Source organism: Teichococcus aerophilus (assembly GCF_014490485.1).
GTDB lineage: Bacteria > Pseudomonadota > Alphaproteobacteria > Acetobacterales > Acetobacteraceae > Pseudoroseomonas > Pseudoroseomonas aerophila.
This window is the reverse complement of record NZ_JACTVA010000006.1, coordinates 137,529-159,654: the sequence shown is the minus strand read 5'-3', so window position 1 is coordinate 159,654 and position 22,126 is coordinate 137,529. Positions and strand designations below refer to the sequence as shown.

The 22,126-nt window shown below is 69.4% G+C and carries 19 protein-coding genes; 12 read left to right on the top strand and 7 right to left on the bottom strand.

The annotated features are described in order from the left end of the window. Positions 1-109: 109 nt before the first annotated feature. On the bottom strand, positions 110-1,072 hold the full coding sequence (locus tag IBL26_RS05805; protein WP_241749050.1) for a metal ABC transporter substrate-binding protein: 963 nt from the start codon (positions 1,070-1,072) through the stop codon (positions 110-112). 135 nt (positions 1,073-1,207) lie between these two features. Between IBL26_RS05805 and mntR the strand changes: the two genes are divergently transcribed. Beyond that, positions 1,208-1,693: a manganese-binding transcriptional regulator MntR gene (gene mntR, locus IBL26_RS05800; protein WP_187783510.1), complete on the top strand. Its 486-nt coding sequence runs from the start codon at positions 1,208-1,210 to the stop codon at positions 1,691-1,693. A 354-nt stretch (positions 1,694-2,047) separates the two neighbouring features. Here the strand turns inward: mntR and IBL26_RS05795 are convergent, their stop codons facing one another. Continuing rightward, the gene (locus tag IBL26_RS05795; protein WP_187783509.1) at positions 2,048-3,406 is read right to left on the bottom strand and encodes a globin-coupled sensor protein; all 1,359 of its coding nucleotides are present in this window, start codon (positions 3,404-3,406) and stop codon (positions 2,048-2,050) included. Between the two features lie 166 nt (positions 3,407-3,572). Next, positions 3,573-5,153, bottom strand: coding sequence for an aldehyde dehydrogenase (NADP(+)) (locus tag IBL26_RS05790; RefSeq protein WP_187783508.1), 1,581 nt, complete (start codon positions 5,151-5,153; stop codon positions 3,573-3,575). Positions 5,154-5,731: 578 nt separating this feature from the next. On the opposite strand from IBL26_RS05790, the gene IBL26_RS05785 reads away from it, so the two are divergent. Then, complete coding sequence (locus tag IBL26_RS05785; protein ID WP_187783507.1) at positions 5,732-7,066, top strand: LLM class flavin-dependent oxidoreductase; 1,335 nt, start codon at positions 5,732-5,734, stop codon at positions 7,064-7,066. 361 nt (positions 7,067-7,427) lie between these two features. On the opposite strand, the gene pdxA is transcribed toward IBL26_RS05785, so the two are convergent. The 3 genes from pdxA to IBL26_RS05770 all read right to left on the bottom strand — a co-directional run bounded on the left by pdxA (position 7,428) and on the right by IBL26_RS05770 (position 10,067). Further along, entirely contained in the window at positions 7,428-8,450 is a 1,023-nt protein-coding gene (pdxA, locus tag IBL26_RS05780; RefSeq protein ID WP_187783506.1) for a 4-hydroxythreonine-4-phosphate dehydrogenase PdxA, read from the bottom strand. An 89-nt stretch (positions 8,451-8,539) separates the two neighbouring features. Beyond that, positions 8,540-9,817, bottom strand: a complete 1,278-nt coding sequence (locus IBL26_RS05775; RefSeq protein WP_187783505.1) for a four-carbon acid sugar kinase family protein — start codon at positions 9,815-9,817, stop codon at positions 8,540-8,542. Between the two features lie 4 nt (positions 9,818-9,821). Continuing rightward, positions 9,822-10,067, bottom strand: a complete 246-nt coding sequence (locus IBL26_RS05770) for a hypothetical protein (protein WP_187783504.1) — start codon at positions 10,065-10,067, stop codon at positions 9,822-9,824. Between the two features lie 177 nt (positions 10,068-10,244). Here IBL26_RS05770 and IBL26_RS05765 point away from each other — a divergent pair, with 177 nt between their 5' ends. The 8 genes from IBL26_RS05765 to IBL26_RS05730 all read left to right on the top strand — a co-directional run bounded on the left by IBL26_RS05765 (position 10,245) and on the right by IBL26_RS05730 (position 18,911). Next, on the top strand, positions 10,245-10,955 hold the full coding sequence (locus IBL26_RS05765; RefSeq protein WP_187783503.1) for an SDR family NAD(P)-dependent oxidoreductase: 711 nt from the start codon (positions 10,245-10,247) through the stop codon (positions 10,953-10,955). 96 nt (positions 10,956-11,051) lie between these two features. Then, positions 11,052-11,900, top strand: coding sequence for an IclR family transcriptional regulator (locus IBL26_RS05760; RefSeq protein ID WP_367615377.1), 849 nt, complete (start codon positions 11,052-11,054; stop codon positions 11,898-11,900). Positions 11,901-11,937: 37 nt separating this feature from the next. Further along, positions 11,938-13,068 carry an iron-containing alcohol dehydrogenase gene (locus IBL26_RS05755; RefSeq protein WP_187783501.1) on the top strand — a complete coding sequence of 377 codons (1,131 nt, stop codon included), beginning with the start codon at positions 11,938-11,940 and terminating at the stop codon, positions 13,066-13,068. Positions 13,069-13,080: 12 nt separating this feature from the next. After that, positions 13,081-14,286 carry a sialidase family protein gene (locus tag IBL26_RS05750; RefSeq protein WP_187783500.1) on the top strand — a complete coding sequence of 402 codons (1,206 nt, stop codon included), beginning with the start codon at positions 13,081-13,083 and terminating at the stop codon, positions 14,284-14,286. Next, positions 14,283-15,197, top strand: a complete 915-nt coding sequence (locus IBL26_RS05745; RefSeq protein WP_206684148.1) for a dihydrodipicolinate synthase family protein — start codon at positions 14,283-14,285, stop codon at positions 15,195-15,197. The genes IBL26_RS05750 and IBL26_RS05745 overlap by 4 nt, the downstream gene beginning before the upstream one ends. 339 nt (positions 15,198-15,536) lie before the next feature. Then, positions 15,537-16,517 carry a Bug family tripartite tricarboxylate transporter substrate binding protein gene (locus IBL26_RS05740; protein WP_187783499.1) on the top strand — a complete coding sequence of 327 codons (981 nt, stop codon included), beginning with the start codon at positions 15,537-15,539 and terminating at the stop codon, positions 16,515-16,517. Further along, positions 16,514-17,392: an amidohydrolase family protein gene (locus tag IBL26_RS05735; protein WP_367615376.1), complete on the top strand. Its 879-nt coding sequence runs from the start codon at positions 16,514-16,516 to the stop codon at positions 17,390-17,392. The genes IBL26_RS05740 and IBL26_RS05735 overlap by 4 nt, the downstream gene beginning before the upstream one ends. Before the next feature lie 538 nt (positions 17,393-17,930). Next, positions 17,931-18,911, top strand: coding sequence for a Bug family tripartite tricarboxylate transporter substrate binding protein (locus tag IBL26_RS05730; RefSeq protein WP_187783497.1), 981 nt, complete (start codon positions 17,931-17,933; stop codon positions 18,909-18,911). 320 nt (positions 18,912-19,231) lie between these two features. Here IBL26_RS05730 and IBL26_RS05725 read toward each other — a convergent pair whose 3' ends face one another. Next, on the bottom strand, positions 19,232-19,993 hold the full coding sequence (locus tag IBL26_RS05725; RefSeq protein WP_187783496.1) for a phosphatase PAP2 family protein: 762 nt from the start codon (positions 19,991-19,993) through the stop codon (positions 19,232-19,234). 260 nt (positions 19,994-20,253) lie between these two features. Between IBL26_RS05725 and IBL26_RS05720 the strand changes: the two genes are divergently transcribed. Together IBL26_RS05720 and IBL26_RS05715 are read left to right on the top strand one after the other, a co-directional pair. Continuing rightward, positions 20,254-21,195, top strand: coding sequence for a lipid kinase (locus IBL26_RS05720; protein WP_187783495.1), 942 nt, complete (start codon positions 20,254-20,256; stop codon positions 21,193-21,195). A 50-nt stretch (positions 21,196-21,245) separates the two neighbouring features. Next, positions 21,246-22,001 (top strand): TerC family protein, encoded by a 756-nt coding sequence (locus tag IBL26_RS05715; RefSeq protein ID WP_187783494.1) that lies wholly within the window; start codon positions 21,246-21,248, stop codon positions 21,999-22,001. Positions 22,002-22,126: the final 125 nt, after the last annotated feature.

Below are 22,126 nucleotides of genomic sequence, written 5' to 3'. Positions count from 1 at the left end.
GGCGGCAGCGGCGCGGCCACCGGCCCAGCGGGCCAGCCAGCCGGTGGGCCGGGGCGCTGCCTGGCGGCCGGCCCCGGCTGGTTCGAAGGCGGCGGGCTGCGCGTCCATCTCAGCGGGTTCCCTGCAGGCCGGCCAGGAGGGCGCGGGCATTGAAGTCCAACAGGTCCAGGAAAGTGGGCGCGTCGCCACCGGCTTCGGTCAGGCTGTCCACATGCAGCACGCCGGCGAAGCGCGAATTCGCCTCCCGCGCCACCTGCTTCATGGCGCGGTCGCTCACCGTGCTCTCACAGAACAGGGCCGGGATGCGGTGCTGGCGGACCGTGTCCACCACCTTGCGGACCTGCCGCGGGGTGCCTTCCTCCTCCGCGTTGATCGGCCAGAGATACAGTTCCCGCAGGCCGTAATTCTGCGTCAGGTAGGAGAAGGCGCCCTCGCAGCTGACCAGCCAGCGCTGCGCTTCGGGGATCGCGGCCAGGCGCTCGCGGATCGGTGCATCCAGGGCGCGCAGGCGTTCGGTATAGCGGGCGGCATTGGCGTTGTAGGTCTCCGCATTGGCGGCATCGGCGGCGACCAGCGCCTTGCGGATGTTCTCGACATAGACCAGCGCATTGGCCGGGGACATCCAGGCATGCGGGTTGGGCCGGCCGCGATACGGCCCCTCGGTGATCGCCACCGGCGCGATGCCATCAGTCAGTACGGCGGAGGGTACGTCCCGCACCCGCTGGAAGAAGCGCTCGAACCACCGTTCCAGCCCCATGCCGTTCCACAGCACCAGGTCGGCCTGCTGGGCGCGCACCACGTCCTGCGGCGTCGGCTCGTAGTCATGGATCTCAGCCCCCGGGCGAGTGATGGATTCCACCACCGCGGCATCGCCGGCCACGTTGCGGGCCATGTCCTGCAGGATGGTGAAGGTGGTGACCACCCGCAGCTTGCCCTCCCGCGCCCCGGCCTGGGCCCAGGCCGCGCCCGGCAGCAGCACCGCCCCCAACAAGGTGCCTGCGAGGGACAAGGCAACGGCACGGCGGGCCCAGAGGGCACGGCTCCAGGGCTTCGCGGGTGGCCGGGTGTGCATTCAGGTCACTCCTGTGGGCTGCGCATCGAACTCGTGCTTGGTATTGAGCATGTAGCCTAAGCTACATTCAAGAGCGAAAGTTGCACTTTTCGCGTTGTTGCAACACCTTCCCCCCTGCGGCATTTTGCGCCCCCTATGACCCAGCGAGACCTGAAGCAGGCCGCGGGCGGGCCCAGCAGCCTGCCAGCCGAGCCGCCCGAGATGGATACGACGGAGGAAGGCGCGCAGGCCGCGCGGCACGCCTCCGCGCGCGCCGGCCGTGCCTCCGCCGTGCTGGAGGACTATGTCGAGCTGATCGACGACCTGCTGCGGGAAGACGGCGAAGCCCGCCCCACCGACCTCGCCCGCCGCATGGGCGTGGCCCACGCCACCGCCATCAAAAGCATCGCCCGGCTCAAGGCGCTGGGGCTGGCACATTCCCGACCCTATCGCGGCGTGTTCCTGACCCCGGAAGGCCACACCCTGGCCGAGAAAGTCCGCGCCCGGCACCGCGTGGTGGTGGACCTGCTGAAAGCCGTCGGCGTCCCGCACGACGTGGCGGAAAGCGACGCCGAAGGGCTGGAACACCACGTCAGCGACACAACCCTGCAAGCCTTCGCGGAATTCCTCCGCGGGCGCTGACGGTCGGACGGCGCGCCGGTCCGGTTCTGTCGAGGTTCGTGCAGGGGTGAAGCAAGGCCGGGGAAGGAATTCCCCGGGCCCCTTCTTTTCCTTCTTCGAGTTTTTGCGGGTGTGGCTGTTGTTGGGGTGGGCCTGAGAAACGGCTGGGTGCGCCGGAGGTCCTAGACCTTCGGCGACTGACGGTTCAGCCCGCGTGGTCCATATTTAAGATCATCAAGCAGCGTCCGCTCTCAGTCCTGCAGCGCTGTCCCAAATTCGCAGAAAGAAAAGAAGGGGTCTGGGGAATTCATTCCCCAGCCTCTCTTCCTTCCTCATTCGGCACCCCAGAGCCAGCCAAGGAGCCCCCCCAGGACCCTAAGCCGCGCGGACCTGCTTCAAGAAGCCGCCCACGGCCTGGTCCAGTTGCTGGATCTGGCCGCCCAGGCTGCGCGTGGCCTGCCCGACTTCCCGCGCCACGCCATGGCTGGCTTCGGCCGAGCCCTTCAGCCCGTCCATCAGGGCGCTGACGGTCTGGTTGCCGTCGGCCGCCTTCTGCACGCTGCGGGCGATCTCGGCCGTGGCGCTGCCCTGTTCTTCCACCGCGGCGGCGATGGCGGTGGCGATGCCGCCCATCTCCCCCACCGTGGCGCCGATATCCTGGATGGCCGCCACGGCCTTCTGCGTCACCGCCTGCATCTGGCTGATCTGTTCGCGGATGTCGTCGGTCGCCTTGGCGGTCTGGCTGGCCAGCCCCTTCACCTCGCTGGCCACCACGGCGAAGCCCTTGCCGCTTTCGCCGGCGCGCGCGGCCTCGATCGTCGCATTGAGGGCGAGGAGGTTGGTCTGCCCGGCGATATTGCTGATCAGCATGACCACGTCGCCGATCCGCCCGGCGGCCTCGGCCAGCGCCTGCACCACGGCATCGGTGCGGCGGGCGCTGTCCACCGCCCGCTCGGCGATGCTGGTGGACTGGCTGACCTGCCGGCTGATCTCGCCGATCGAGGCCGCCAGTTCCTCGGCCGCGGCGGCCACGGTCTGCACGCTGCCATTGGCCTCGCCTGCCGCCGAGGCGGCGGTCGCCGCATCGGCGCTGGAGCGGTCGGCGGCGACGGACATGGCGCGCACCGCGTGGTCCAACTGTCCGGTGGACTGGCTGACGCCTTCGGTCACGCTCTGGATGCTGCGCTCGAACTGGGTGGCGAAGCTCTCCAGCAGGGCGCGCTTGCCGGCCTGCTCGGCCTCCGCATAGGTCTCCAGCAGCACTTCCAGGTCCATCCAGGCGGCGCTGTTGACGGCGCGGGGCAGCGAGGGCGCCCCGGGCGCATCCGCGCCACGCCCCATCAGGCGCGGCAGCAGGCCGCTGCCCTTGGCATCGGCCAGCAGGCGCTGCAGGCCCTCGGCCACGGTCGCATGGCAGATGGTCACGGCATAGGCGGGGACGTGGCGCTCATACAGCGCCTGGGCCAGACGCTGCGCGGATTCGTAGAAGCCCGGCCCAAGATCGCCGGAGGCCACGCGCGTCCAGTGCGCCAGGCGCGGCTCATGCACCTTGGGATCGGCCAGGGCAGCATGGATTTCCGGCCAGGGCAGGAAGGCGTGCTGCAGCTTCGCCAGCAGGGCCGGCATCTGCTGCCGCACCGGCTCGGCCTGCTGCCGCAGCAGGGCAAGCTGCTGTTCATCCAGACCGAAGGCCTGCAGGCGGTTGCGGTGGGCGGTGGCGGAGACATCGACCATGGGTGGGACATGCTCAAAAATGGGGTGAGCATGATCCTGCGACGCACCGGGTTAACGGAGCCTTTCGCCCCACGGAGATGTCATCCGGGGCCGAATGTGGCTGGCCAGGGGCTGCGTGCCCCTGGCCAGGATCGCGGCAGCCGGGACCGGCCCGGCTGCCCGCGGTTCAGTCGCGGCCGAGCTGGCCGTCCGTGCGGCGCCACAGGCCCTGCGGATTGCCGTTCCGCAGCGCTTCCGGCAGCAGCGCGTCCGGGAAGTCCTGGTACGCCACCGGGCGCAGGAAGCGCCGGATGGCCAGCGAACCGACCGAGGTGGTGCGCCCGTCCGACGTGGAAGGCCACGGGCCGCCATGCACCATGGCGTGCCCGACCTCGACCCCGGTGGGGTAGCCGTTGACCAGGATGCGGCCCACCTTGCGCTCCAGCACCGGCACCAGCCGGCGGGCCAGCTCCAGGTCCTCGGGCTCCATCTGGATGGTCGCGGTCAACTGGCCTTCCAGCTTCTCGGCCAGGCCCAGCATCGTCTCCAGGTCCGGGCAGCGGATGATGAGGGAGGCGGAACCGAACACCTCCTCCTGCAAGGCCAGGTCGGCGGCGAAATGCTCGGCAGTGGTGCTGAACAGCGCGGCGCGGCCCTGGTTCGGCCCGGCGCCGGTCAGCCCTTCCACCACCGTCTCCACCCGGTTGTTGGTGGAGAGGCGGGAGACGCCCTCCTCATAGGCCTTGAAGATGCCGGGGGTCAGCATGGTCTGCGCCGCGCTGCCCTTCAGCGCCTCGCTGGCCGATGCGATGAAGGCGTCCAGCTCCTTGCCTTCAACGCCCAGCACCAGGCCGGGATTGGTGCAGAACTGCCCGGCGCCCATGGTGAGCGAGCCGACGAAGCCCTTGCCGATGCCGTCCGCCCGCTTGGCCATGGCGCCCGGCAGCAGGAACACCGGGTTGATGCTGCTCATCTCGGCATAGACCGGGATGGGGTGCGGGCGGCTCTGCGCGATCTTCAGCAGCGCCGTGCCGCCGGAGAAGGACCCGGTGAAGCCCACGGCCTGGATGCGCGGATCGGCCACCAGCGCGGCGCCCACCTTGGCGCCCGAGCCCATCAGCAGGCTGAACACCCCTTCCGGCAGCCCACTCGCCTTGACGGCGGACTGGATCGCCCGGCCCACCAGCTCGGACGTGCCGGGATGCGCCGAATGGCCCTTCACCACCACCGGGCAGCCGGCGGCCAGGGCCGAGGCCGTGTCACCACCGCCGACGGAGAAAGCCAGCGGGAAGTTGCTGGCGCCGAACACCGCCACCGGGCCCACGGCAATGTGGCGCTGGCGGATGTCGGACCGCGCCAACGGCTTGCGGTCCGGCTGCGCGGGGTCGATCCGCGCATCGACCCAGCCGCCTTCCCGCACCACGCCGGCGAACATGCGCAACTGACCGACGGTTCGGCCACGCTCACCCTCGATCCGGCCGCGCGGCAGGCCGCTCTCGGCCACCGCACGCTCGATCAGCTCATCGCCAAGGTCCAGGATGGCCTGCGCGGCCGCTTCCAGGAACGCCGCGCGCTGCTCGGGCGCGGTCTGGCGGAAGGTGTCGAACGCCGCGGCCGCCAGGGCGCAGGCACGCTCCACCTCGGCCGCGCCGCCACCGCCGAAGGCCGGCTGCAGCTTCTCCCCGGTCGCGGGGTTGATGCCGTAGATGTCGCCTTCCGTGCCGCGCACCGCACTGGCACCAATCAGCATCTCGCCTGTAATGGCCATACTTGAAACTCTCCTCGCTCCCCTCCACCACGGCATCACACCGGGGGTCGGGTTGGTTCGGGCCATGACAGGGCATCTTCCAGCCGGCCGCAACCCACCATTGCCGCGGATGGGACCTGGAAAGGTGGGGGATGGCCTTTCTTCTTGAGCCGTCCGCAGTTTGGCCGGGGTAGGAGGAAGGCCGGGGAAGGAATTCCCCGGGCCCCTTTTTTTCTTTTTCGAGTTTCTGCCGGAGCGGTTGTTGAAGGAGTGGCCTAAGAGACGGCTGGGTGCCGGAGGTCTTGGACCTCCGGCGACTAAGGATTCAGCCCGCGTGGCCTCATATTTAAATCCTCAAGCAGAGCCCGCTCTCAGTCCTGAGGCACGACGCTAAACGCGCAGAAAGAAAAGAAGGGGTCCGGGGAATTCCTTCCCCGGCCTTCCCTCAAACCGCCAAAAATTCACGGAACTTCATGGTTGATCTGCGCGCAGCGCGCGGCGAACCCGTGGTATTCTCCGCCAGACGGGTGTTCAATCGCCGGGACGGCCGCGCCGGGCAGACCGGCTGACGGCCCCATTCCTGTACAGGGACACCCCCGATGGGTCAGACCCGCCAACTGCATCTGGGCGCCTTCATGCGCCCCACCACCATCCACACCGCCGGCTGGCGCTACCCCGGTGCCTGGCCGGACACCAACTTCAATTTGCCCCGCCTGAAGTACCTTGCCCAGCGGCTGGAGCAGGGGCGCTTCGACGCCTTCTTCATGGCCGACCACTTGGCCGTGCTGAACATGCCGATCGACGCGCTGAAGCGCAGCCACACGCCCACGTCGTTCGAGCCGCTGACGCTGCTCTCGGCGCTCGCCGGGGTCACGGAGCATCTGGGGCTGATCGCCACCGCCTCCACCACCTTCGAGGCGCCTTACCATCTGGCGCGGAAATTCGCCTCGCTGGACCATATCAGCGGCGGGCGGGCCGGCTGGAACCTCGTCACCACCTCCAACCCCGACGCCGCGCTGAATTTCGGGCTGGAGGAGCATGTCGACCACGCCGAGCGCTACCGCCGCGGGCGGGAGTTCTACGACGTCGTCACCGGCCTGTGGGATAGCTGGGCGGATGACGCCTTCGTCCGCGACGCGGAATCCGGCCTGTTCCTCGACCCCGCCAAGCTGCATGTGCTGAACCACAAGGGACCGCATTTCTCCGTGCGCGGCCCGCTGAACATCGCCCGCCCGGTGCAGGGTTGGCCCGTCATCGTGCAGGCCGGCTCCTCCGAGGATGGCCGGCAGATCGCGGCCGAGACCGCCGAAGTGATCTTTGGCGCGCAGAACACCCTGGCCAGTGGCCAGGCCTTCTACGCCGACGTCAAAGGCCGGATGGAGAAGTTCGGCCGCAACCCGGACCACCTGAAGATCCTGCCCGGCGCCTTCGTCGTCGTCGGCGACACGCGGCAAGAAGCGCAGGACAAGCGCGCGCTGCTGGACAGCCTGGTGCACGACCAGAGCGCCATCGCCGCCCTCTCCATCGCCCTCGGCCACGATGCCTCCGGCTTCGACCTGGACGGCCCGTTGCCCGAGATCCCCGAAAGCAACGCCAGCAAGAGCGGGCGGGAACGCGCCATCGAACTCGCGCGTCGGGAGAACCTGACCGTTCGGCAGCTGGCGCAGAAACTCGGCGGCTATGGCGGGCTGCAATTTGTCGGCACCGCCACCGATATCGCCGACCACATGGAAGAATGGCTGACCACCCGCGCCAGCGACGGCTTCAACATCATGTTCCCCTTCCTGCCCGCCGGGCTGGAAGACTTCGTGGACAAGGTGGTGCCGGAACTGCAACGCCGCGGCATCTTCCGCCGCGAATACGCCGGCACCACCCTGCGCGAAAACCTCGGCCTACCGCGGCCGGAAAACCGCTTCTTCACACCGGGTTCGTGAAGGTGCTGGAATCGGCTGGGATTTTTCCCGCCGGTTCTCCGCTTCAGGCTGCTGTGTGAAGCGTGGTTGGGGAAGATGAAGGGGAGGCCGGGGAAAGAATTCCCCGGGCCCCTTCTTTTCTTTTTTCGAGTTTTTCGGCTGTGGCTGTTGAAGGGGTGGCCCTGAGGGGCGGCTGGGTGCGCCGGAGGTCTTGGACCTCCGGCGACTGAGGATTCAGCCCGCGTGGCCCATTATTAAAATCATCAAGCAGCGCCTGCTCTCAATCCTGAAGCGCCACGCCAAACTCGCAGAAAAAAAGATGGGGCCCGGGGAATTCTTTCCCCGGTCTTCCTTCCCCCGCCCCACGAAGGCAAAGCGCCCGTCAGGCCGCCACGGCGTTCCGCTTCGGGGCCAGGTCGACGGCCTGCTTCAGGGCTTCGACCAGCGAGCCTTCATCGGCGATGCCGGTGCCGGCGATGTCGAAGGCCGTGCCGTGGTCGACCGATGTGCGCACCACGGGCAGGCCGATGGTGATGTTCACCCCGGCTTCCAGCCCCATCACTTTCACCGGGCCGTGGCCCTGGTCGTGGTACATGGCCACCACCAGGTCGAAATCCCCGCGTGCGGCGCGGAAGAACAGCGTGTCGGCGGGCAGCGGGCCATCGACTTTCCAGCCCTTGGCCTGGCAGGCCTGCACGGCGGGGATGATTTTTTCTTCTTCCTCACCCTGTCCGAACAGTCCGTTCTCCCCGGCATGCGGGTTGATGCCGCAGACGCCGATGCGCGGCTCGGCGATGCCGGATTTCACCAGCGTGGCGCGGCCACGGGCGATGACGCGCTCGACCAGACCCGGCTCGATGCGGCGGATGGCGTCCATCAGGCCGATATGGGTGGTGACGTGGATGACGCGCAGCTTCGGCGCCACCAGCATCATGGAGACTTCCGGCGTGCCGGTCAGGTGGGCCAGCAATTCGGTATGGCCGGGGTATTTATGCCCAGCGGCGTGCAGCGCTTCCTTGGAGAGGGGGGCGGTGCAGATGGCATCGGCCTCCCCGGCTTCCACCAGGCGCGTGGCGCGTTCGATATAGCGGTAGGCGCCTTCGCCTGAGAGCGGGATGACCTTACCGAACGGGTGCCCGGCCGGGATGAGGCCGAGGTCGATGCAATCGACCGTGCCGGGCGCGTAGCGGGCTTCCGCCGGGGTGGCGAGGGCTGCGACCTGCTGGCCGGTGCCGGTGATGGCGGCGGCCTCGCGCAGGCGGGTGGCGTCGCCCACCACCAGCGGGCGGCACATGGCGTAGACGTCCTGCCGCGCCAGGGCCTTCATGATGATCTCGGGGCCGACGCCGGAGGCGTCGCCCATGGTGATGGCAACGATCGGGCGGGTGTCGGGGGTCTGGGTCATGTCGCGGTTCCGGGCCGGAGAGAGGGCGGGAGTCGGGCGGGCAGGCGCAGCGGCATGGGCGCCGCGGGGGAAGGGAAGCGGGGCCGGCGTCATTGGTTCACCGCCGGGGCTGGCGCGCGGGGGAAGCCACGCAGCCGGGCCAGACTGCGGAGGATGGTGGCATCATGGCCGAAGGCGCCGGCCTTGGTCATCACCGGCACTTCCAGCGCGCCCTGGGTGATGCCGAGCGGCACGCCGGGCTCGACCTCCTCCAGCAGGCGGATACCGTGGACGCCGAGCTGGGTCAGCAGCGCGCAGGCGGTCTCGCCACCGGTGGCGAACAGCCCACCCATGCGGGCGGCGGCGGGGCGTAGCAGCGCGGCCAGCCCCTCGGCCAGCGCGGCGCCCTGGGCGAGGTCCGCCGCCGGGTCGGCGGCGATCTCCACCAACGTATCCCGCCCACCGCCGATGCTGGCGGCGATGCCGGTGGAAAGGGCGGCCCAGTCCGGTGCGGCGGGGCCTGCGCGCAGCGTGGCGGCGGGGATGCTGAAGCGGCTGGCGGCGTCCTCCGCCGCCAGCCGGGCAGCGGCGGCGCGGGAGGCCTCGGCGATGCTGCCAACGACGACCAGCACGCCGCCGCGCGCGGGCGGCAGTGTCGGGGCGCGTGGTGCTTCGGTGGCGTCCGGCAAGGCGGCGGCCAGGGCGGCGGCGATGCCGCCGGAGCCGGCCCAGTAGACCTGCCCGGCCAGGCCCAGGCTGGCACGGGCCAGGGCGGCGAGGTCCTCCACCGCCTCGGCATCGCAGATCACGGCGTCCAACCCTTCGGCCAGGGCGGCGCGCAACGATGCGGCCAGGGCGGCATGCCCGGCGCGCAGCGTGTCCAGCGGCAGCAGGCGGGCGGCGAGGCCGGCCTGGGCCAGAATCTCGCCCAGGTCGGCGCTGGCATAGGTGTGGTCCCGCGCCCAGAGCGGCGTGGCTTCCAGCGGCATGCCGTCGATGCGCACGCGGCCGTCGCGTGTGGTGCGGCCGGTGGCGGGGAAGGCCGGGGCCAGGATGGCCAGCATCGGCTGGCCGGCGGCGCGCAGCGCCTGGTGGGTGGCCGCCAGCTCGGCGGCAGGCTGGCCGCGCAGGGTGGAATCGATCTTCTTGATCAGCCCGGCACCGGGGCGGTGATGGGCCCGCAGCAGCGCGACGTGGCGGGCGGCGGCCTGCGCCGGCGGCAGGCGGCGGCTATCGGCGTCGATCGCCAGCACGGCACCGGCGGTTTCACCCGCCGCCCCCGCGTACCAGCCGACCGAGGCCTCCAGGCCGCGCCGGGCGAAGGCGATGGCGCAATCCGCCGCCCCCGTCAGGTCATCCGCCAGGATCAGCCACGTCGCGGGCGGCATCGCCTCAGCTGCGCTCCGCCACCGGCGTGGCGGCGGCCGGGCGCGCGCCGCTCAGCAGGCGTTCCAGCAGCAGGACCAGCGCGGGGGTGACAGCGGCGATGTCCATGTTGTCGATGCCATACTTGTTGTTGGGCAGGTACCAAGCCGTGGTCGGCAGGGCAGTGGCGATGAGGCCAAGCGTAGCGCTGCGGTTGCTCTGGAAGAAGGGCAGGACGAACCCACCACCGCGACGATGGAGAAGGAGAGCCACAGCGCCCCGGTGAAGACGGTTTCTTTCTGGTTCGGACTGCGAACTTATGTTCTAATTTGTACAAGACCTTTTATCGGTCCTGCCCTGGCAGCGTCAACCGCCAGGAATCGGGGGCGCCAATGACGTCTTCGCAATCATCCCGCGGCCGGGAAGGACACACGCTTGAAGGACACACGCATGCCCGACGCCACCATTCCCCAGGGCGCGCCCCACGCCGTGGTCACCGGCGCCAGTTCCGGCATCGGCGAGGCCATCGCCCGCCGCCTGCTGGCGGATGGCTGGCACGTCACCGGCCTCAGCCGCCGCGCCGGCGGCATCGCGCATCCCGCCTTCACCCACCGGGAGGCCGACCTGCGCTCCGAGCCCAGCATCCTCGCCGCAGCCGAGGGGCTGGTGGCGGATGCCTTCGTCCACGCCGCCGGGCTGATGGGCACCAGGCCGTTGGGCGAGCTGGAGGCCGCGACCGGCGCCGGCATGTGGCAGGTGCATGTGCAGGCCGGCAGCCTGCTGGCGGACCGGCTGCTGCACGGCATGGGCGGTGCCGGGCGCCGCGGCGGCCGCATCGTGCTGGTGGGCAGCCGCACCGCCACGGGCGCGGCCGGCCGCAGCCAGTACGCGGCCACCAAGGCGGCGCTGACCGGCCTGGCGCGTTCCTGGGCCGCCGAGCTGGCGCCGCGCGGCATCACGGTGAACGTCGTCTCCCCCGCCGCGACCGACACGCCGATGCTGGCCGACCCCGCCCGCGCCAGCACCGCGCCGAAGCTGCCGCCAATCGGCCGGTTGATCCGCCCGGCGGAGGTGGCGGCCACTGTCGCCTTCCTGCTGTCGGAGGACGCGGCGGCGATCACCGGGCAGAATATCGTCATCTGCGGCGGCAGTTCCCTGTAAGCGCCGCCGCGTTGAACGATTGACAGAGGGCCTTGCCGGGATGAGTGTATTGATTAACGAACAAGAGTTCGCAGTCCGAACATGAGGGAAGGAAAGGTGGTAACCACCGAGGCCGCGCCCGCCCCCGCCAAGGGGCGCCCGGCCGCCGAGAATCCGAAGAACGTCGTCCAGTCCGCCGCGAAGGTCTTCGCGGTGCTGAAGGCGTTCGGCCCGGACCTGCCGGAACTGACCCTGGCGGAGGTGGCGGCGCGTGCGGGCACCGACCGCGGCACCGCCTTCCGCCTGATCCACACGCTGGAGGCGCTGGGCTACCTGCGCGCCGTGCCCGCCAGCCGCCGCTTCCGCCTGACGCTGAAATGCCTGGAGCTGGGCTTCTCCGCCCTCGCCGCACGCGGCATGCCGGACCACGCGGCGCCGCTGCTGCGGGAACTGGTGCCGGAATTCGGCGATGCGGCCTCCCTCGGCGCCGTGGAAGCCGGTGAGGTCGTCTACCTCGCCCGCGTCCAGGCGGGGCTCGAGCGGCACGGGGTGGTGCGCCACCCAGGCACGCGCGTCGGCGCCTACGCCACGGCGCTGGGCCACGCCATGCTGGCCTTCCTGCCGCGCGAGGAACAGGTGGCGCAGCTGGAGCGGAAGGAGCGGGTGAAGCTCTCCGAACGCACCATCACCGACCTCGATGCGCTGCTGGAGCGGCTGGCGGAGGTGCGCGCGCGCGGCTTCGCCGTGTCGGATGGCGAGAACGCCTACGGGCTGCGCACCGTCGCCGCCCCCATCCTGGATGCCAGCGGCCAGCCCTTCGCCGGGGTCAGCCTGACCATCGATGCCAGCCGCGCGCCGCTGGAGGACTTCGTCGCCGCCGGCCTGCCGCGACTGCGCCAGGTGGTGACCGAGTTGACCGAGGCCACCCGCCTCTCCCTGGGCGCGATAGGCCCCCGCCTCGCCTGAACCCCACCGCCCCGAACCCCTGCTGACGGAACCCGCCATGACAGACTTCACCATCCCCATCGAGATCGCCCGCCCCGCCATCATCGAATTCGGCGGCGGGCTGGTCTCGGCTGCCGGGCGCTGGGCGCGGGCGCGCGGGCTGTCCCGCACCCTGGTGGTGTCGGACGCCTTCAACGCCGCGCGGGTGGGGCTGCTGGACCTGCCCGGGGACGTCGTGGTGTTCGGTGAGGTGAAGCCGGAGCCCGACCTGCCGAACCTGCAGAAGGTGCTGGCGCTGGCGGAGCAGGTGAAGCCGGACCTCGTGATCGGCTTCGGCGGCGGCAGCGCCATGGACCTGGCCAAGCTGGTGGCGGTGCTGCCCGGCAGCGGCCAGAGCTTCGCCGATGTCGTGGGGCCGGAGAAGGTGCATGGCCGCAAGGTGGCGCTGTTCCAGGTGCCCACCACATCCGGCACCGGCAGCGAGGGCGGCACCCGCGCCCTCATCACCGACCCGGCGACGCAGAACAAGGCGGCGGTGCAGAGCCGCCACATGCTGGCCGACATCGCCATCGTCGACCCCGACCTGACGCTGACCGTGCCGCCCGCCGTGACCGCGGCCACCGGCGTCGACGCCATGGCCCATTGCGTCGAGGCCTTCACCAGCAAGAAGTCCCATCCGCTGATGGACCTCTATGCGCTGGAAGGCATCCGCCTCGTCGGCCGTTTCCTGCGGCGCGCCGTCGTGGACGGCAATGACCGGGAGGCCCGCGCCGGGCTAGCCCTGGCGTCCATGTATGGCGGCTTCTGCCTGGGCCCGGTGAACACCACCGCCGGCCACGCGGTGGCCTATCCGCTGGGCACCCGCCACCACATCCCGCACGGGCATGCCTGCGCACTGATCTTTCCCTACACCCTGGCCTTCAACGCGCCGGTGATGGCGGAGAAGACCGAGCTGGTGCTGCAGGCGCTCGGCCTGCCCGCCTCGGCCGACGAGGCGACGGTGCGGGACGCCACCCACGGCTTCTGCGCCGGCCTTGGCATCGAGATGCGCCTCTCCGCCCTCGGCGTGCCGAAGGATGACCTGGAAGCGATGGCCACCGAAGCGCACGCCATCCGCCGCCTGCTGGACAACAACCCGCGCGACCTGAGCCGGGAGCAGATCCTGGCCATGTACGAAGCGGCGTACTGAAAGGTTCCCAACATGACCATCAAGACCACGGAAAGCGGCAAGCTCGACCTCGGCGAGGTCGGCCATGTGCGGCCGGTGGCGGGCGATGCGGCGCGGCGGGAAGCCTTCATCCCGCCTGCGACGGTGCAGAGCCACGCCGCCAACCTGATGCCGCTGCCGGATGGCTCGCTGGGCTGCGTCTGGTTCGGCGGCACGCAAGAAGGTGTGCCGGATATCTGCGCCTATTTCTCCCGGCTGGAGGGGGACCGCTGGTCCGCCCCGGTGCGCCTCTCCGACGACCTGACCAAGTCCGAGCAGAACCCGCTGCTGTTCCCGGCGCCGGACGGCACGCTGTGGCTGATCTGGACCGCGCAGAATTCCGGCAACCAGGACACCGCCATCGTCCGCAAGCGCGTCTCCACCGACAATGGCCGCTCCTGGGGCCCGGTCGAGACGCTGTTCGGCCCGCGCCCCGGCGGCGGTACCTTCATGCGCCAGCCCGTGGTGGTGCTGGACAACGGCGACTGGCTGCTGCCGGTGTGGATCTGCCAGAGCACGCCAGGCAAAAAGTGGGTGGGCGACGACGACACCAGCGCCGTCATGCTCTCCTCCGACCAGGGCAAGAGCTGGACGGAAGTGGCGGTGCCGGAGAGCCTGGGCTGCGTGCACATGTCCATCGTGGATCTGCGCGACGGCACGCTGGCCGCCTTCTACCGCAGCCGCTGGGCGGACAACGTCTATGTCAGCCGCTCGAAGGATGACGGCCGCAGCTGGAGCGCGCCGGAACCGACCGAGTTGCCCAACAACAACTCCTCCATCCAGGTCACCCGCCTGGCCAACGGCCACCTGGCGATGGTGTTCAACGACAGCAGTGCGGCGGATGCCACCGAGCGCCGCCTGTCGCTCTACGATGACATCGAGGACGATACCGATGACGGCAAGGTCGTCGCCGCGATCGATACCAGCCGCCGCACCACCTTCTGGGGCGTGCCGCGCGCGCCGATGACGCTGGCGATCTCCGAGGATGGCGGCCGCACCTGGCCGCACCGCCGCAACCTGGAAACCGGCGACGGCTATTGCATGACCAACAACTCGCGCGAGGGGCTGAACCGCGAGTTCTCCTACCCCAGCGTCGTGCAGGGGCCGGAGGGGCGGCTGCATGTCGCCTACACCGTGTATCGCCAGGCCATCAAATACGTCTCCGTCACCGAGGACTGGGTCAAGGACACCATCGCATGAGCATGACCGCCGAGCTGCCGACCACCTTCAAGGGCCCGACCGGCGTGTTCAGCGCCGCGCTGACGCCGTTGACCGCCGAGCTGATGCCCGACCATGCCGAGTTCGCCGCGCACGCCAAGTGGCTGCTGGCGGAAGGCTGCGACGGCATCGCCATGCTGGGCACCACCGGCGAGGCGAATTCCTTCTCCGCCGAGGAGCGCATGGCGCTGCTGGAAGCCACCGTCGCCGCCGGCGTGGCGCCCGGCGCGCTGCTGCCCGGCACCGGCGTCGCCGCCTTCACCGAGACCGTGGCGCTGACGAAGCATGCGCTGTCCTGCGGCGTCACCACCGTCGTCATGCTGCCGCCCTTCTACTACAAGGGCGTCTCGGATGACGGCGTCTTCGCCGCCTATTCCGAGATCCTGCAGCGGATCGGCGACAGCCGCCTGCGCGTGGTGCTGTACCACATCCCGCAGATGTCGGCGGTGCCGATCAGCCACGCCGTCATCGCGCGCCTGATCGAGGCCTTCCCCGAGACCGTCGTCGGCATCAAGGATTCCTCGGGCGACCTCGCCAACATGGAAGCCATGGTCGCGAAGTTCCCCGGCTTCTCGGTGCTGGCGGGCGCGGACCCGGCCATGCTGCCGCTGCGCCGCAAGGGTGGCGCCGGCTGCATCACCGCCACCTCCAACCTTGTGGCACGGGACCTCGCCTTCGTGTTCCGCCATGCGCTGGACGAAGCGAAGAACGCCGAGGTGGATGCGGCGCAGGCGCGCGTCGTCGCCGCCCGCGCCAAGGCCTCGCGCTTCGCCCAGATGGCCTCGCTGAAAGCCATGACGGCACAGCGCACCGGCAACCCCGCCTGGATGCGCCTGCGCCCGCCGCTGCTGCCGCTGACGGAGGCGGAAGCCGCGGCGTTGGCTTCGGCCTGAACCGGACGCCAGCCCGGCCCTGCTGCGGCCGGGTTGGCGCCGGGATGACGCCCCGATCGGCCGGTGCGACAGGCCTTGGGGCCCGCGTCCGGTCCTCCGGGCTGTCCGCACGCCGAGTGTCGCCTGGGCTGCCCTTCGGCGGCAGGGTGGCGGCTGCTACCCAGCTCGAGGATCGCTCCCGCTGGGAAGGCGCAGCCTCCATCGTCAAGCCCGCCGGCCGCGTCCGATGGAACTGTGCGGTGGCAACAGATCGCGCCTGATGCGCCAGGCAATGGCGTCCGCGCATGGCTGAACAAGAACGCCGAGTGATCAACCCACCGGCGCATAGGGAAGAAAAGAATGAACCGTAGAAATCTGGTGCTGGGAACATCCGCCGTCGCGGCGGGACTGCTGGCCGCGCCGGCCATCAGGGCACAGCCCGCCTGGCCAATGGGACGCCCGATCCGTATCGTGTGCCCAACGCCGCCAGGCGGTGCGAACGACGCCTTGGCGCGCCTGCTTGCCCAGCAGCTTCAGGACAAGTTCGGCGCCCTGGCCGTGGTGGAGAATCGCCCGGGCGGCTCGGCGCTCCTGGGCACCAATGCCGTTCTGCAATCAGCCCCGGATGGCTTCACGCTGCTGGCCTCCACCTTCAACACGGCCATCATGCCGCTGGTGCTGAAAGGGGCGACCTTCGATCCTGAAAAGGATCTCGCACTGATCGGCCGGACGGCCCAGGCGCCGCTGGTCATGGCCCTCAGCGGCCGCCGCCCCGAGAAGACCCTGGCCGAGGTGATCGCCAGCGTGAAGCGCGATCCGCTCGCCTGGAACGTCGCCATCTCGGCGCTGGGCTCCGCCGGCCACCTGGCGACGATCGACTTCATGCGCAGGGCGGACCTCGACATTAACGTCGTGACCTATCGCGGCACGCAGCCGGCCCTGGCGGATCTGATGGGCGGCAGCGTGCAGTTGCTGATCGACCCCAGCTTCGCCCTGCTCGCGAGCCGGGAGGATGGCCGGATCAAGGCCATCGGCATCGCCACGGCGCAGCGTTCCGCCCTGGCACCGGATGTACCGACGATGGCCGAGGCGGGTGTGCCGGGCTTCGAGTACCAGGCTTGGTACGGCGTGTGGGCCCCGAACGGCACGTCGCCCGAGATCTGCCAGCGGGTGAATGGCCTCGTGCAGGACACGATGCGCGATCCCGCCATCGCGGGGCGTCTGGCGGCGCAGGTCATCGAGCCGGTCGTCGAGGATGTCGAGGACAGCCGCCGCTTCATCCGGGGCGAGATCGTCCGCGCGACGGCGCTGCTGCGCAGCGTCAACTATCAGCCGGAATGAGTCAGGCGCAGGGCAGGACCAAGCCGATGATCGCCGACTCCCAGGTGCATGTCTGGCCGGCGGAGACGGCCGATCATCCCTGGCCGCAGCCACCGCCCTCTGTCGTGCAGCGGGCGACGCCGTTCTCGTGGCAGGACCTGCTGCGGGAGATGGATGGCGCCGGCGTCGATCGCGCCATCCTGGTTCCGCCATCGTGGGAGGGGTATCGCAATGCCTATTGCCTCGCCGCCGCCCAGCTTCACCCCGACCGCTTCGCGGTGATGGGGCGCCTGCCGCTCGATGCGCCGGATAGCCGCGATCGGTTCGAGGAATGGGCTACGCTTCCGGGCATGCTCGGCGCGCGGCTGAATTTTCGCCGCGCGGCGGTACGGCAGTTGCGGGATGGAACCGCCGACTGGATCTTCCGCGCGGCGGAGCGGCTCGATCGTCCGCTCATGCTCTTCGTGAATGAGGATTTCGCCGCGGTGTCCCTCATCGCGCAGCGTCACCCGGGCCTTCGCCTGATCATCGACCACCTGGGGGTGAATGTGGAAAGCCGAGGTGAGGCTGCCTTCGCGCATTTGCCCGAGCTGCTGAGTCTGGCGCGGCATTCGAACATCGCGGTGAAGGCTTCCGCCCTGCCCTGCGCCGCGGCGGACGCCTATCCGTTCCGCAGCCTGGACCCTTACCTGCGGGCGAGTTTCGATGCCTTCGGGCCGCAACGGATGTTCTGGGGCTCCGACCTGACCCGGCTGCCCTGTGACTATCGCCTCTGCGTTCAGATGATGACCGAGCATCTGCCCTGGCTGTCCGGCCCCGACAGAGACCAGGTCATGGGACTTGCGCTCTGCGACTGGCTTCGATGGCCGGTTTCATCGGCGCCTGTTGACCGGTGACTGATGCCCCACGTGTCTTCGTCCTACCAGTATAGAGGCTGAGTCGTTGGCTTGAACTCACGCCGCAGGGGCGGAGTCCCGGACTTCCGGCGCCTGACGGTTCAGCCCGCGTCGCCCATCCTCACACCATCCAGGGCGCCCGCTCCTGCGGTGCGTAACGCCAAACTCGCAGAAGAAAGAAGGGGCCTGGGGAATTCATTCCCCAGCCTTCCCTGCTTCCATCTCTCCCGGAATCGGTCAGCCCCGGCCGTCAGATTTCCCATCACGCCTGCCCTTGTCGGCGCTTTCGTCAATCGACACCTGCACGACGATTGACGGCGCGGCCGGCGGTATGACATTGTCCCCTCAATCTCCCGGACAACAGTTCGCATTCCGAACTTCGATGAGGAGAGACAATGAAGGTGGGAACGGATCGGTCCAGGATGTTCAGGCAGCGCGCCCGATATGCGCGGAGCCTGTGGGCCATGTTTCCTCCGTTCCGCTGCCATCGTGCAAAGCCAGGTGGCAACGAACTACCTGGGTACCGGAGGATAGGTTGATGAACAGGCGAACCATTCTGGGCGTGACGGCCGCGGCTGCCATCGGCCTGCTGAAGGCGCCGGCCGTGTGGGCGCAGGATGCCTGGCCCCGCGCCCGGCCGATCCGCCTGGTCTGCCCCTTCGCCCCCGGTGCCGCCACCGACGCGATGGCCCGGCTGGCCGCGCAGAAGATCACGGAAAAGCTCGGCGTGAACGTGGTGGTGGAAAACCGCACGGGCGGCGGCGGCGTGCCCGGCACGCTGTCCGTGCAGCAGGCACCTGCCGATGGCTATACGCTGCTCGCCTCCAGCCTGACGCATACGATGCTGAAGCACGTGCTGCGCAACGTGCCGTTCGACCCGCAGGCCGATTTCGCCCCTATCGCCCGCACCGCGCGCGGCCCGCTGATGATGGTGATGACGCCGAAGCGCCCACCGATGACGATTCCGCAGATCGTCGCCGCCGCCAAGGCAAACCCGAAGGACTGGACCTTCGCCGTCAGCTCGCTCGGCGCGCCGGGGCACCTCGCCACCATCGACTTCAACCGCCGCACCGGCGCGGAGATCGAGATGACCTCCTATCGCGGCACCGCGCCGGCGCTGCTGGATGTCGCCGCCGGCAACGCGCATGTCATGATCGATGCCACCTTCGCACTGCTGCAGGCCGCCCGCAGCGGCCAGGTGCACCCGATCGGCATCTCCACGCGTGAGCGTTCGCCCCTGGCGCCGGAAATCCCGACGCTGATCGAAGCCGGGCTGCCGGATTTCGAATTCTACTCGTGGTACGGCGTCTGGGCCCCGAAGGGCACCCCCGCCGCCATCTGCGAAAAGCTGAACGCCGTGCTCACCGAATCCATGCGCGACGCCGATTCCACCGAACGGCTGAAGACGCTGGTGGTGGAGCCGGTCTCGCAAACCGTGCCGGAGATGCAGCGCTACATCGATGAGGAAGTGAAGCGCAACGCCGAGCTGCTGCGCATCGCCAACTTCCAGCCGGAGTAGCGGGAGGCGCTGTTCGCGGTGCGCGCCTTCGGGTCCGCTGGGTGGGGTGGTAGAAGAGAAGAAAGTCCCGGGGAAAGAATTCCCCGGACCCCTTCTTTTCTTTTTACGAGTTTTCCGTGCGGGGCGGTTGAACCGGCGGTGCTGAGAGGCGGCCGGAGGTCCTGGACCTCCGGCGACTGACGGTTCAGCCCGCGTGGCCCATTTATAAAATCACCAAGCAGCGCCACTCTCAGTCTGCAGCACCACGCCAAACTTGAAGAAAAAAGCAGGGGCCTGGGGAATTCCTTCCCCAGCCTTCACGCCACCACCCCCACATCAGTTCAGCCCTGAGACCCCGAGGGCGGCTCCGTCGCGCCACGGCGGTTCTGCCGCAATACGATGCCGCGCACGCCCAGCCAGCAGGCCATGGCCCAGGCGGCACCCAGGCACCAGCCGCCCAGCACGTCGGTGGGCCAGTGCACGCCCAGATACACCCGGCTGAAGCCCACCAGCACGGTCAGCCCCACGGCCACGCCCAGGATATAGGCCTTGAAGCGCCGCTGTTGCGCCACGCCGGCCAGCAATGCGCCGAGCGTCAGGTAGCAGACGGCGGAGAGCATGGCATGGCCGCTGGGGAAGCTGGCAGTGTGCACTTCCACCAGATGCGCCACCAGGTCCGGTCGCGGACGGGCGAAACCCAGTTTCAGCAACCCGTTCAGCACCATGCCGCCGGCGAAGGAGACGACGAGCATGGCGGCGGAGAACCGCTTGCCCATCATCAGCAGGTAGGCGAACGCCACCGCCCCGATCAGCCCCAGAACTGCGTGGCTGCCGAGGGAGGTGAAGTCCCGCATCATGATCTCCAGCCAGACCGGACCGATCGGGTCCGCCGAATCGGCCGGGTTGCGGAGGGCGAGCAGCACTGCATTGTCGAAGGCGTGGGTATCGCCTTCCATCATCTCGTCCATGATGCTGGCGAAGGTAAACAACCCGCCGGCGCAGACAAACATGGCGGCGAGGACGACGAACTGCCCCCAACCGAATTCGCTCCACCGGAACTTGATCCCCGCAAGCCCGCGCAATCGCGCCCCCAAGGGTGCCATCGGCCCCATCTCCCTATCCTCACCGCCGTGTGACGCGGCATGGTGGCCATGAGTTGCCGGTCCGGACTGCCGTGCCCCACCTTGCCCGCCCTGGCCAGCCCCGCCAACCGGAAGCGTGCTGGCGGGTTTAGGGCATGGCCGCCACGGCCGGTACGGCGGGCATGCTCCGACCTGTCGTCTGGCGCGTGATCCAAGCGTCCGGCCGGGATCATGCTCCAGGCCGGCCGAAACCTGCTACGCCGCCGCCCTGAGAGCCGACCATGCCGGAGACGACAGCCCTGCCCGATACGCCCGCCGCCCCGCCGCCCCGGTTGCTGCTGATCGTCAACCGCCACGCCCGCAATGGCGGCGCATCGGTGGCGGAGGCGCTGGACATCCTGCGCGACGGCGGCCGGGAGGTGGTGGAGCACCAATGCGGCCCGGGGGAGAAGCTGGCGGACGTCATCCGCGCCCGGGCAGCGGAAGGCCTCGCGGCCGTGGTGCTGGGCGGCGGTGACGGCACGCTGAATGCCGCTGCACCGGCCCTGAAGGATACCGGCCTGCCGATGGGCATCCTGCCGCTGGGCACCGCCAACGACCTGGCGCGCAGCCTCGGCATCCCCGCCGATGCCGCCGATGCGGCACGGATCATCGCCCAGGGCCGGCTGCGACGGATCGACCTGGGCGAGGTGAACGGCCACCTGTTCTTCAATGTGGCCAGCATCGGCTTCAGTGCGGAGCTGGCGCAGGAGCTGCGGGCGGAGGCCAAGCAGCGCTGGGGTAAGCTGGGCTACGCCATCGCCGCCTTCCGCCTGCTGCGCCGCGCCCGCCCCTTCACCGCCTGGATCACCCAGGATGGCCAGGTACGGCGGGTGAAGACGCTGCAGATCTCGGTCGGCAACGGCCGGCACTATGGCGGCGGCATGACGGTGGCCAGCAGCGCCCGCCCGGATGACGGCAAGCTGGATATCTACAGCCTGGAAGTCGCCCACTGGTGGCGGCTGCTGGCGCTGCTGCCCTACCTGCGGCTCGGCACGCACGGGCAATGGCGGGACGTGCGCAGCTTCCAGGCGCTGGAATGCAAGGTGGTCACCCGCCGCCCGATGCCGATCAACACGGATGGGGAGTTGAGTACCTCTACCCCCGCCCGGTTCCACCTGTGGCCCGGGTGCATCCAGGTCTTCGCACCCGCACAAAATCCTTCAAACAGACCTCAACCCTGAGCGTGACGAAACGTTCATAATGCCTTCGTAACCTCACCGGACCGTCCCTGATGGATTCCCTCCTCGTCCTGGCAGCCGATCCCGCAGCCTGGGTCGCGCTCGCGACCCTGGTGGCGATGGAAGTCGTGCTCGGCATCGACAACCTGATCTTCATCTCGATCATCACCAACAAGCTGCCGGAGCATCAGCAGGCACGGGCCCGCCGCATCGGCATCGGGCTGGCGCTGATCCTGCGGCTGGCGCTGCTGGGCACCGTCGCCATCATCGTGCGGCTGACCTCGCCAGTGATCGAGGTGTTCGGCATCCCGCTCTCCTGGCGCGACCTGATCCTGATCGCGGGCGGGCTGTTCCTGGTGTGGAAGGCGACCAAGGAAATCCACCACAGCGTGGACCCGACGCCGACGCCGGACATGTTCGACCAGCGCAAGCCGCAGCTGGGCTACACCTCCGCCATCGGGCAGATCCTGGTGCTGGACCTGGTGTTCTCGATCGACAGCATCGTCACCGCCGTGGGCATGACGCCGCACGTGCCCATCATGGTCATCGCCGTGCTGGCCGCCGTCACGGTCATGCTGCTGGCGGCGGACCCACTGGCCAACTTCATCAAGGCCAACCCGACCGTGGTGATCCTGGCCCTCAGCTTCCTGCTGATGATCGGCATGACGCTGATTGCCGAAGGCTTCGGCGCCCATGTGCCGAAGGGCTACATCTACGCCGCCATGGCCTTCTCGGTCGCGGTGGAAGGGCTGAACATGATGGCCCGCCGGGCATCCCAGCGCCGTGGGGGCAACAAGGCGGCGCATTGAGGGCGCCGGGCTAAGGGGCTTGCTCCCCTGGTCGGGGCCAGAAGGGGCACTGCCCCTTCTGGACTTCCCCGCTGGGGTGACAATGGCACCCCAGACCCCGCCATCTGGTTCAGGCGACAGGGTGG